The 13,556-nt window shown below is 69.6% G+C and carries 3 protein-coding genes; all 3 read left to right on the top strand.

Translation table 11 applies throughout. The features are described 5' to 3' along the window. The first annotated feature begins 1 nt into the window (after position 1). Positions 2 to 355 (top strand): hypothetical protein, encoded by a 354-nt coding sequence (locus tag OOJ91_RS08515; protein WP_266244091.1) that lies wholly within the window; start codon positions 2 to 4, stop codon positions 353 to 355. 292 nt (positions 356 to 647) lie between these two features. Beyond that, complete coding sequence (locus OOJ91_RS08510) at positions 648 to 1,553, top strand: hypothetical protein (protein WP_266244090.1); 906 nt, start codon at positions 648 to 650, stop codon at positions 1,551 to 1,553. A gap of 372 nt (positions 1,554 to 1,925) precedes the next feature. Beyond that, a complete protein-coding gene (locus OOJ91_RS08505; RefSeq protein WP_266244089.1) occupies positions 1,926 to 13,544 on the top strand; it encodes a putative Ig domain-containing protein in 11,619 nt (3,872 codons plus the stop codon). Positions 13,545 to 13,556: the final 12 nt, after the last annotated feature.

Genomic DNA, 13,556 nt, shown 5'->3' with positions numbered 1-13,556 from the left:
GGTGGGGTCGATCTGGGGATCCAGCCTTCGACACGAGGGCCCGTTCAGTGGCTTCTTCACCGCCATCGCCGGTGACACCGTCACCAACGTGCTGTTCATGGGTGCGCTGCTGGCCATCGGCACGGCGCTGATCCTCGGCATCGGGATGCGGCTCGCCGCGATCGGCGGCGCGATCCTGGTCGTCATGATGTGGGCAGCGGTCCTGCCGCCGTCGAGCAACCCGTTCATGGACGACCACCTCGTCTACGCGGCCATCCTGATCGTCCTGGCCCTGCTCAACGCCGGGAACACGTTCGGTTTCGGTAAGGCGTGGTCGGCCACCCCGCTGGTCCGCAACGCGGCCTGGCTCAAGTAGCCCGACCCGCTGCGGGTCACCCGATGTTGCGGTGACCCGCAGCGCCCGGCCTCCGGCGCCCGGCAGCGGCGATTCGAGCGAAGGCCCACTGTGTCGCTCCGGACCGGGTGACAGCAACGCCTGCATCCAGTTACAGGCATCTCGTGAGACCAATCGTGGTATCAGGGTGGCGAGCCCCAGTTAGGATAAGAACCCATCTTTCACCTTAATTCACCCTGAACAGGTCTCGATTTTGCCTCACATTTCAGGTGCCGTACTGCCGGTGCTCTTGGCATTGATGCCGATCGCGCCGATGAACACCGCTCCGCCGGACCAGTCGGACTTCTCGCTGACTGTCAGCCCCAGCCGGATGGTCGTACCCGCCGACGAGAACGGGCGGCCGCAGCAGTTCACAGTGACCAACCGGGGTCGTTCGGCGATCGACGTGTCGATGCGGACGGCGAGCTTCGCGGTGGACTCCGCCGGAGAGTTGACGTTCCGCTCGGACGCGGCACACACGGCGATCGACTGGGTCACGGTGGACCCGAAGCGTTTTCGGCTCGCCCCCGGTGCGACCACACTTGTGGGTCTCCGGATCGCGGTGCCGCCGAACGCCGAGCCCGGCGAGCATCAGGTCGCGGTGATCTTCTCGGCGCCACCGCCGGCTGATGCGCCCGGGATGACCGTCCGCCGCAGCGTCGGAGCCCCGGTGTACGTCACGGTGCCAGGCGACGCGATCGAGTCGGTGCAGGTCGCCGAGGTCGATGCGCCTGGTTTCGCGCTGGGCGGTCCGCTGGCGCTCACCGCGACGGTACGCAACGTCGGCACCCTCCATCGCGACTTCGTCGCGGCGGACCGGTTGCGGGCCCGGGTGGCGGGGGAGGACGTGGCATTCCCCGAATTCACCCTGCTGCGGGACGGCAGCCGACAGGTAAGCGCCCAGTGGGACGCTCCACCCCTGGTCTGCGTGTGCCGGGTGACGGTCGCGGTGTCGAACCCGGACGGCCGGGTGGGAAGCGCGCAGACGACAGTGGTCATCCTCCCGCTGCACGTCATCGGCCCGACGGTGGGGGGCCTCGTAGTTCTGCTCCTGCTCGGTCGGATGCTCCGGCGTCGCCGGGGCGGTTTCACTGTGGCGACACCGCAGCCGTCCATGGTGGCTGGTGACGGAGCGTGCCAGGCGCTGCCGGCGTCGGTTCCTGACCGCTCGAACCGGTAGTCGACGTGTTGTCCCGCAGACCGTCCTGACCGGCCCGCCGACCGCCATCCGCCGAGTGTCTCTCACGATTCACGAAACCACTGAGACCCGGCCCGGGCGGCAATTTGTCCTCTTTATGCCGATTAAGCACAAACCCGTTGTATCAGATGCCATAACCTTATTGCGTCTTATGGGGGGTTGGCGCATGCGCGTGGCGATGATGAATGGCTTTACGGCGAGGCGCGGTCGGAGCGTCGCCGCGACGAACGGTGTACACACCGCGTTGACGCTCGCAATCGTCGACAACACGGACCTGGCCCCTTGAACGCCCGCACCCGGTCCTCGCGCCTGTTCGGTCGACGAGAGGTCCGACGCCGAACCGCTTTCGGCGTCGTGGGCACCCTGCTGGCCACTCTGGTCGTCGTGCTCAACCCGGTCGTCGCCGAGGCCGCCGGCACCGTCCTGTTCGACCAGCCCTTTCACAACAACACCCCGGACGGCCTGGGCAGCGTCGTCGTGCCCGCCCTGCCCGCCGGGGCCGCCGGCACGAACGTGGTCTGCCTGACCGCCTCCGGCAACACCGGCATCGGGGCGCCGCGCAGCTGCCCGACGGCGACTGACCCGCCCGGTAGTGGCAAGCTGCGCCTCACCGACGCGACCACCAACAAGACCGGCGGACTCTTCGGCGCGACAAGTGTGCCCACCGTGTCCGGTCTGGACATGACCTTCAACCTCTACCAGTACGGCAGCGGAACCTTCGGCGCCGACGGTATGACGCTGGTCCTCGCAGCGGTCGATCCCGCCAGCCCGACTGCGCCCTCAGCCATTGGCCAGTCCGGCGGAGGTCTCGGCTACAGCGGCACCAGGAACCTGGCCGGTCTGGCCAACGGGTATCTGGGCATCGGCTTCGACGTCTACGGCAACTACAGCACCACCAACTTCGAGGGCAGCGGCTGCACGGACCCATCCTTCATCACCGTCGCCAGGATTCCCGGTCAGGTGGTGGTCCGGGGACCGGGCCGGGGCACGGTCGGCTACTGCGGCCTGAACAGCACCGCCACCAACGCCACGTCGCCGCCGGTCCCGCTCCGCGCGGCCACTCGCGCGGCCTCGGTCGTACCGGTCGAGGTGGTGATCAACCCGACCACCTCGTCGTTCACCACCGCCTCCGGTCTGGTGGTGCCGTCCGGGCGGTACATGGTGGTGTTCAGGCCAATCGGCGCGAGCGTCTCGCGGGTCCTGGAAGGCCCGCTGCCAGTGGTCCCAGCCGGCCTCTACACCTCGCCGACCATGCTGAACAGCAACGGTATCCCGCGCCAGCTCGCCTTCGGCTGGGTGGCGTCCACGGGGTCCGTGGTGGACACCCACGAGGTCGACAACGCCAGAGTGGTGACCTTCAACCCGGTGCCCGACCTGGACGTCACCCAGACCAGTTACACCGGTCCGAACCCGCAGCCCGGCGATCCGGTCAACTACACGGTCGTTCCCTCGGTCAGCGTCGGTGCCAACGAGACGGCACCGGTCTCGATGACCGCGACCACGCCGACCGGTGTCGTGCCCGTCGGTGCCTTCGGCAGCGGTTGGGTCTGCGCGGCCCCGTCCGGGCAGACCATCACCTGCACCAACAGCAACGGCCCGTTCGCCAACGGAACGTCGCTGCCACCGATCTCGGTGGTCGGCATCGTCACCGGGTCGAACGTCACGCCCGCGATCATCCAGACCCAGTCCACTGTCACCGCCTCGTCCATCGACGCCAATCCCGGTATCTCCACCACCACGGTCGTGGGCACGCCGCCGACGACGCCGAGCGGGATCACCGTCTCGCCCGCGACGAGCACGATCGCCGGAGGCGTCGCGGTGACTGTCGGCGGGACGAACATCGCCGGGGCGACCGCCATCGAGATCGGCACCACGGCCCAGCAACAGGCTGGTACACCTGTCAGCCTGCTGCCCTGCCCGTCCGGCCCGGCGCCCGGCTGCTTCACGGTGAACGACGACGGGACGTTGCGCATCTCGTCCATGCCCGCGCGCAGCAGCGCCGCCACGGTGAACGTCACAGTTGTCACCAGGGGTGTCGCCGCCGCGGCCACGTACGTCTACACCGACGTGCCGGCCACCCCGACCGCGCCGACCGCGACCGCCGGCCTGGCCAACGCCACGGTGAACTGGACGGCTCCGGCGAGCAACGGCAGCCCGATCACCAGCTACATCGTCACCCCTGTCCGCAACGGGGTGGCGCAGACCCCGATCACCTACGACGCGTCCACCACCAGCCGGCTGATCTCCGGGCTGACGGTCGGCGCGAGCTACACGTTCACCGTCGCGGCGGTCAACTCGATCGGTACCAGCGCGACGAGTCCGGCGTCCAACGCGGTGGTGCCCTACGCGGTGCCCGGGGCCCCGACCATCACGGCAGCCAGCGCCGGTGACTCGTCGGCCACGCTGACCTGGACCGCCCCCAATGCCAACAGCAGCCCGATCACCTCCTACGTGATCACCCCGTACATCGGCGGGGTGGCGCAGACCCCACAGACCTTCGCCAGCGCGGCGACCACCCAGACGGTGACCGGGCTGACCCCGGGCACCGCGTACACGTTCACGGTGACGGCCCGCAACGCGGGCGGCGCCGGACCGCCCTCGGCGCAGTCCGCGCCGGTCATCCCGAACCAGTCGCCCAGCCTCACCAACCCCGCGCCGCCCGCCGGCGAGGTCAGCGTCCCTTACAGCAACCAGCTCACCGTGAACGGCGGGACGGCGCCGTTCGCCTGGTCGATCAGTGCGGGCAGCCTGCCGCCCGGGGTGACCATCAACGCGAGCACCGGTCTGCTTTCCGGCACCCCCACCACGGCCGGGACCTTCTCCTTCACCGTCCGGGTGGTCGACGCCAGCAGCCAGGCGGCCACTCAGGCGCTGAGCATCGTCGTCGCGCCGCTGCCCACGCTGACCTTCCCGCCACCGCCGCAGGGGCAGGTCGGCATCGCCTACAGCAACCAACTCACCGTGAACGGGGGCACCGGCCCGTTCGCGTGGTCGGTGAGCGCGGGCAGTCTCCCGCCGGGTGTGACAGTGAACCCGAGCACCGGCCTGCTCTCCGGCACCCCCACCCTGGGCGGCAACTACTCCTTCACCGTCCGGGTGGTCGACTCCTTCGGCCAGGCCGCCACCCGGACGGTCTCCCTCGGCATCACCGCGTCACCGACGCTTACCTTCCCGCCGCCTCCGCCCGGCCAGGTGGGTGTCCCGTACAGCACCCAGCTCACCGTCAACGGCGGTACCGCACCGTTCGTCTGGTCGGTGAGTGCGGGCAGCCTGCCGCCGGGACTCAGCCTGAACGCGAGCACGGGCCTGCTCTCCGGCACCCCGACCGCCGCCGGCAGCTCCAACTTCACGGTGCGGGTGGTCGACGCCGCCGGTCAACAGGCGATCCAACCGGTCACCTTGGTGATCACCACCGGGCCGCTGGTCGTGGTCAAGACCTCGAACGTGTCCACCGTGGCGGCCGGCGGAACGGTGAGTTACACGATCAGCGTGACCAACACCGCCTCGGTGGCCCTCAACGGCGTCACGATCACCGATCCACTCGGTGGGGTGCTCGACGACGCGGTCTACAACGCCGACGCGACCGCCACCTCGGGCACCGTCTCGTACGTCAACCCGACCCTGAGCTGGACCGGGAACCTGGCCGCCGGCGCGGCCGTGACCATCACCTACTCGGTCACCGTGGCCAGCCCGCCAACCGGTGACCTGGTGTTGACCAACACGGTCACCTCGCCGACGCTCGGCACCAACTGCACGGCCGGCAGCCTCGACGCCCGGTGCACGACAAGCGTTCCGGTGTCTGCCCTCACCATCGTCAAGGCGGCGAACGTGAGCACCGCGACGCCCGGTGACGTGGTCCGGTACACCGTCACGGTCACCAACACCGGCCAGGCCGCCTACCCGGCCGCGACCTACACCGACGCGCTGGGCGCGGTGCTCGACGACGCGGTGTACAGCGGAGACGCGGCGGCGACGACCGGTGCCGTCTCCTTCAGCTCCCCGAACCTGACCTGGACCGGCATCCTGGCCGTCGGCGCCAGCGCCACCATCACCTACACGGTGACCGTGCGTGTGCCGGACCCCGGCGACAAGCTCATGACCAACACCGTCAGCTCCGGCAGCCTGGGCAGCAACTGCCCGACCGGCGCCAATGACACCCGCTGCACGGCGACGGTCACCGTGCTGGTACCGGGCCTGGTCCTCACCAACACCGCGAGCACCGCGAACACGACTCCCTCGTCCACCGTCGGCTACACCGTGACCATCACCAACACCGGGCAGACCGCGTACACCGGCATCAGCGTCACCACGTCGCTGGCCGGGCTGCTCGATCGGGCGACCTACAACGGTGACGCGACCACCACCGCGGGTCTGCTCTCGTACACCAGCCCGAACCTGACCTGGAGCGGCGACCTCGCGGTCGGTGCCACCGTGACCGTGACGTTCAGCGTGACGGTCAGCGCGGCGACCACCGGCGATCCGGTCCTGACAAGCGTGGTCTCGTCCTCGGCGGTCGGCAACAACTGCGCCCCCGGCAGCATCGACTCGCGGTGTACCGCGTCAGTGACCATCCTCATCCCCGGGCTGACACTGCTCAAGACGGCGAGCGTGCCGAGCACGACGCCGGGTTCGGTGGTGGCTTACCAGATCGTCGTGACCAACACCGGCCAGGCCGCCTACCTGGGGGCCAGCTTCACCGACTCACTGGCCGGAGTGCTCGACGACGCGGTGTACGGCGGCAACGCCGCCGCCACCTCCGGTGCGGTCAGCTACACCAGCCCGACCCTCTCGTGGACCGGTGACCTCGCCGTCGGCGCGTCCGCCACGATCACGTACTCGGTGACCGTCAACAATCCCGCGACCGGCGACCGGTCGATGGCCAACAAGCTGGTCTCGGCGACGCCGGGCGCCAACTGTGCCACCGGCAGCGTCGACGCCCGCTGCTCGGCCACGGTCCCCGTCCTGTTGCCCGGACTGACGCTCACCAACATTCCGAGCGCGGCCACCGCCACACCCGGCGACACCATCGGCTACACGATCGCCATCGCGAACACCGGGGAGACGGCCTACCCGCTGACGACAAGCGTCACCAATTCACTTGCCGACGTGCTCGACGACGCCGTCTACAACGGTGACGCCACGGCCGACAGCGGAACCGTCGGTGTCACCGGATCGGTGCTGACCTGGACCGGCGCGCTCGCGGTGGGTGCGACAGTCACCGTCCGGTTCTCGGTGACCGTCCAGGTCCCCGACGCCGGCTCCCGGGTGCTGACCTCGACCCTCAGCTCGACGGCGGTCGGCACCAACTGCCCGCCCGGTACGCCCGCCGCGTCCTGCACGGCGACGGTCACCGTGCTGCTGCCCGGTCTGACCATCGTCAAGACCGCGAACACCGCCTCCACCACCCCGGGCGGCGTGGTGACCTACACCATCACCGTGACGAACACCGGCGAGACGGCGTACGCGGCGGCGGCCTTCGTCGACTCGCTGGCCAACCCGCTCAACGACGCCACCTACAACGGTGACGCGACGGCCACGTCCGGAACGGTCAGTTACACCGCCCCCAACGTGAACTGGGTGGGCGCGTTGGGCCTCGGCGCCGTCGCCACCATCACGTACTCGATGACGATCCTCGACCCCGACACGGGCGATCAGTCGCTTGTCAACCGGGTGGTCTCCAGCACCCCGGGCAACAACTGCGCGACAGGCAGCAGCGACCCGCGATGCGTCGCCACCGTGCTGGTGCGGGTGCCGGCCCTGACCATCACCAAGGTGCCCGGCGCGCCGACCACCGCGCCGGGCGCGACCGTCGGCTACACCGTCACCATCGCCAACACCGGGGAGACCGCGTACCCGACGGTGACCGTCACCGACGCCCTGGCCGGCGTGCTCGACGACGCGGGCTACAACAACGACGCGGTGGCCTCGGCCGGCGCGGTCAGCTACGTCAGCCCCGATCTGACCTGGACCGGAGCTCTGGCCCTCGGAGCCTCGGTGACGATCACCTATTCGGTGACGGTCAACAACCCGGTGGCCGGTGATCTGATCCTCACCAACCGGGTCAGCTCGGCGGCGGTGGGCAGCAACTGTCCCACAGTCGGCGGCAGCGACGCCCGTTGCACGGTCAGCGTGCCGGTGGCCCGGCTGGTGATCGCACTGACCGCCGAGCCGGCCACTGTCCAGCCTGGTCAGGTGATCCGGGTCGGCGCCACCTTCACCAACACCGGCAAGGTCCCCTATGTGAACACCAGGGTGAACCTCGACTTCGGAGGATTCATCGACGATGTCCTGCCGACAGGTGACCAGACCGCCTCCTCGGGGACGCTGACCGCCGGCGGTGGCGGTGCGGTCTGGACCGGCGACATCGCGGTGGGGCAGACCATCACGCTTACCGGCACCGCGACAGTGCTCGACCCGGACACCGGCGACCGCCAGATCACCGGCCGCGCCCTCTCCTCGGCTGCGGGCAACAACTGCCCACCCGCGAGTACGGATCCGCGCTGCGTCTTCAGCGTGGCCGTGCTGGTGCCGGGCCTCGCGCTGGATGTCGTCGCCGACACGGTGACCGCCGCGCCGGGACAGACCGTCGGTTACACCGTCACGATCACCAACTCCGGTACCGCGCCGTACACCGCGATCAGCGTGGCGAACCCGCTGGCCACCGTGCTGGACGACGCGACGTACAGCGGCGACGCGGTCGCCAGCGCGGGGACCGTCGCGTTCGCCGGCACCACCCTCACCTGGAGCGGTGACCTGGCGGTCGGCGCAGCCGTCACGGTCACCTACTCGGTGGTGGTGCGCTCACCCGACCCGGGCAACAAGATCATGCTCAACACCCTCCAGTCCACCGCCGTGGGCAGTTCCTGCACCCCGACGGTCCAGCCACCCGCGTGCATCTCGACCGTGCTCGTCCTCACCCCGGCGTTGACCATCGCCAAGGCGGCGAGCGCCGCAACGACACTGCCGGGCAACACGCTCACCTACACGCTGACCATCACGAACTCCGGACAGATCGACTACACCGGGACCAGCGTCGCCGACGACCTGGCTGGCGTCCTCGACGACGCGGCCTACAACGCGGACGCCACCGCCACAGCCGGTGCGGTCTCCTACGCCGAACCGGTGCTCACCTGGTCCGGCAACCTGGCAGTCGGTGCCACGGTCACGGTCACCTACACCGTCACCGTCGACAATCCCGTGGTTGGTGACGATGCGCTGGTCAACGTCGCCAGTTCCGCCGCGGCCGGAGCCAACTGCCCGGCGGGCGGTGTCGACCCCCGGTGCACCGTCACTGTCGCGGTCGTCGACGAGACCCAGTTGGCGTTCACCAAGACCGCAGACGTGGCCTCGGCCGTCGTCGGCTCGGTCGTCACGTACACGGTGGTGGTGTCGAACTCCGGCCTGACCCCCTACCTCGACGCGACCTTCGACGACTCGCTGGCCGACGTGCTCGGCAACGCCGTCTACAACAACGACGCCTCGGCCGGTGGCGTGGGCGCCATCAGCTACAGCGCACCGGTGCTCACCTGGACCGGCGACGTGCCGGCGGCCGGGTCGGTGACCATCACCTACACCGTGACTGTGCAGCCGGTCAGCGGTGACAACCGGATGGTCGACACGGTGGTCTCCAGCGCCGAGAACAACAACTGTTCCGCCGGCAGCACCGACCCACGGTGCACCGCCCAGGTCACCGTGTCACAGGTGAGCATCCTGAACACCGCTGACAGGGCCACCGTGCTGCCCGGCGGCACGGTCGTCCTCACCACCACCATCACCAACGACGGCGGTACCGCCTACTTCGGCCAGGTCGTCAACCTGGGCGGCGCCGGCCTGCTCGACGACGCCGTGCCGATCGGCGACCAGGTCTCCTCCGGCACCCTCGTGGTCGGCCCGGGCGGTCTCAGCTGGACCGGTGACCTGCCGGTGGGCGGCGTGGTCACCATCGCCAGCAGCTTCCGGGTGCGTAACCCCGATCCCGGCGACAACGTCATCACAAGTACGGCCAGCTCGACGATCCAGGGCAACAACTGCCCGGTCGGCGGCACCGATTCGCGCTGCACCGTCCGGGTCGACGTGCTGGTGCCGGCGCTCAGCATCGTCAAGGTCGCCAACACACCGGTGACCACACCCGGTAGCACGGTCGGCTACACCATCACCGTCAGCAACACCGGCACCGCCCCGTACCTGGGCGCCGTGGTCACCGACGACATGACCGGCGCGCTCGACGATGCGACCTTCGGCAACGACGCCACCACCACCGTGGGCAGCGTGTCGTACGCGGCGCCCACGCTGACCTGGACTGGCGACCTCCCGGCGGGGCAGAGCGCGGTCATCACGTACACGATGACGGTCCTCAGCCCCGACTCGGGCGACAAGACGATGGTGAACGCCGTCTCCTCGACGGAGGCTGGCAGCACCTGCCCACCGGCCAGCTCCAACCCGGACTGCTCGAAGTTGGTGCCCGTGCTCACGCCCGGCCTGGGCATCACCATCACCGCCGGTACGGCAAGCACGACGCCAGGCGCGCAGGTGGGCTACACGATCTCCATCGTCAACACCGGACAGACCGCGCAGACGGGCGTCACGGTGACCAACACGCTGGCCGGGCTGCTGGACGACGCGACCTACAACGGCGACGCCGCCGCGACCGTCGGGACTGTCACCTTCACCAGCCCGAACCTGCTCTGGTCCGGCACCCTCGCCCCGGGGGCGACGGCCACGGTCACCTACTCCGTGTCCGTCGCCGCCCCGGACGGCGGCGACCGCCTGCTGACCAGCCGGGTCAGTTCCGCAGCCGTCGGTAGCAGCTGCGCCGTCAGCAGCACCAACCCGGCCTGTACGGCCACCGTGACGGTCTCGGTGCTCCGCATCGTCAACACGGCGAACGCCCCCACCTCGGTGCCGGGCGGCACGGTCGTGTTCACCACCACGGCCACCAACACCGGTACGACCCCGCTGACCGCGATCGAGATCACGACCAACTTCGCCGGCTCGGTCGACGACGCCACGTACAACGGCGACGCCGCGGCCTCGACCGGCACCGTGGTACTGGTGCCGGGCACGCCGTCCATCCGGTGGACCGGTGACCTGCCGCCCGGCGCGGTGCTCACCATCACCCGTTCGTTCACGGTGCGCGACCCCGACCCTGGCAACCGAATCATGACCTCGGTGGTCAGCTCCACCGCCCCCGGCAACAACTGCCCGTCGGGCGGTACCGACCCGACGTGCACGGCGACCGTCACGATCCTCATCCCGGCGTTGACCGTGCTCAAGACGGCGGACCGGGCCAGCACCGTCCCCGGCGGCACCGTCGGTTACACGATCACCGTCACCAACGCCGGCGAGACCCCGTACACCGGGGTCACCGTCACCGACAGCCTTGCCGGCCTGCTCGACGACGCCACCTACAACGGTGACGTGGTCGCCAGCGCGGGCGTCGTCTCCTACAGTGCGCCGTTCCTCACCTGGACCGGTGACCTGGCGGTCGACGGGTCGGTGACCATCACCTACACGGTCACCGCCGACGATCCCCAGACCGGCGGACGGGTCCTCGTCAACACGGTGAGTTCGACCGCCGCCGGCAGCAACTGCCCGCCGGGCGGCACCGACCCGGCCTGCACCGCGACCGTCCAGGTGCTGCTGCCGGCCCTGAGCATCAACAAGAACGCCAACGTCGGCACCACCACCCCGGGTGGCACGGTGGGGTACACCATCACCGTCACCAACATCGGCCAGACCGCGTACACCGGGGCTACCCTCAGTGACAGCCTCGCCGCGGTGCTCGACGATGCCACCTTCAACAACGACGCGGTCGCCACGGCCGGCGTGGTGTCCTACGCTGCGCCGACCCTGACCTGGACCGGTGACCTCGCCATCGGCGGCACCGCAGTCATCAGCTACTCGGTCGCGGCGCACAACCCCTCCGACGGCGACCGAAGCATGACCAACGCCGTCACCTCCACCACCTCGGGCAGCAACTGCCCGGTCGGGGGGACCGACCTCGCCTGCACGGTCACCGTCACGGTGCTCATCCCCGCGCTCAGCATCACCAACGTCGCCGACGTGGCCACCACCACGCCGGGCGGCGTCGTCCGCTTCACCGCCACCTTCACCAACACCGGCCCGACCCCGTACGTGGGCATCCGGGTCGTGACCAACGCCGCGAACGTCTTTGACGACGCCCGGCCGAACGGCGACCAGGTCGCCAGCTCCGGCATCCTGACCGTGGCGGGTGCCAACGTGACCTGGGTCGGCGACATCCCGGTCGGTGGCGTCATCGTCATCACCGGCACGGTGACGGTGAACGACCCGGACACCGGCAACCGGACCATCGCCAGCACCATCACCACCGACGCGCCCGGCAGCAACTGCCCGACGGCGGCACCCGGACCCGCGTGCACCGTGAGCGTCGCGGTGCTGCTGCCCGGCCTGGTCATCGAGAAGACCGCCGACAATCCGACAAGCACGCCAGGCGGCACCGTCACCTACACCATCACCGCCACGAACACCGGCGAGACCGACTACGTCGACACGACGATCACCGACTCGCTCGCCGGCCTGCTCGGTGACGCGGTCTACAACGCCGACGCCACCGCCAGTTCCGGGGTGGTCTCGTACGCGACGCCGGTGCTGACCTGGCGTGGTGACCTGCCGATCGGCACCGCTGTGACGATCACCTACAGCGTGACGACCAGCGACGCCCAGACGACCGGACGCGTCCTGGCCAACAGGGTCACCTCCGACGCGCAGGCCAACAACTGCGCGGTGGGCAGCATCGACCCGCGGTGCAGCGTCCGCGTCGCCATCCTCATCCCCGGGCTGAGCATCACCAAGACGGCGGACACCGCAACCGTCACCGCCGGTGGCACCGTCACGTACACGATCACGGTCACCAACACCGGACAGTCGCCGTACACCGGCGCGACCCTCGCGGATTCGCTCACCGCAGTGCTCGACGACGCCGTCTACAACACGGACGCCACCGCGAGTTCCGGGGTGGTCTCGTACGCGGCGCCGGTGCTGACCTGGACCGGCGACCTCCCCGTCGCGGCGGTCGCGGTGATCACCTATTCGGTCACTGTGAACTTCCCGGACACCGGCGACCGGAGCCTGGTGAACACCGTCAGCTCCAGCACCGCGGGCGCCGACTGTCCGGGATCGCCGGCCTGCACCGCCACGGTCGCGGTCCGGATCCCTGAACTGAGCATCACCAAGACCGCCGACACCGGCACTGTCGTCGCTGGCGGGACCGTGCGGTACACGGTGCTCGTCACCAACACCGGGCAGACGCCCTACAGCGGCGCGACATTCACCGACTCACTCGTCGACGTCCTCGACGACGCCGTGTACGTCGACGACGCCGTCGCCACCACGGGTGTGCTGTCCTACACCGCCCCGGTGCTCACCTGGACCGGTGACCTGCCGGTCGGCGCGACCGCCGCGATCACCTACAGCGTCACCGTCAACCAGCCGGTGTCCGGCGACGGGAACCTGGTCAACACCGTGGCCTCCACCACCCTCGGTAACACCTGCCCGGCGGGTGGGGGCGGCGCAGCATGCACCGCAACGGTCGTCGTGGCCGCGCAGTCGATCACGCTGTCCGGCCTGCCGGCCGGGTTCACCCTGACCGGTCGGCCCCAGCAGGTGGTCGGCCAGCCAGAAGTGGTCACGATGACCGTCACCACCAACAGCCCCACCGGATACGCCGTGACGGTGCGCGGGCTGGCGCCCGAACTGGTCGGGGCGAATCCCGAGAATCCGTACACGATCCCGATCGAGAACCTGCGGGTGCGGGAGAGCGGTACCAGCATCTTCCGGGAGCTATCCGCTGTGACGCCGGTGGTGGTGCACCGCCAGTCCGGGCCGTCGGCGCCCGGCGGGGACGCGATCGGCAACGACTACGAGGTCAGCATTCCCGCAGTCGTAGCTGACGAGTACTCCACGACGTTGGAATACGTGGCGATTACCGAGTGACAGCCCGAGGAG

Source organism: Micromonospora lupini (assembly GCF_026342015.1).
GTDB lineage: Bacteria > Actinomycetota > Actinomycetes > Mycobacteriales > Micromonosporaceae > Micromonospora > Micromonospora lupini_B.
This window is presented reverse-complemented; position numbering and strand designations above follow the sequence as displayed.

Bases quoted from the DNA above. Each gene is read 5' to 3' on its own strand.
- OOJ91_RS08510 (WP_266244090.1), top strand. From the start codon at position 648: ATGAACACCGCTCCGCCGGACCAGTCGGACTTCTCGCTGACTGTCAGC.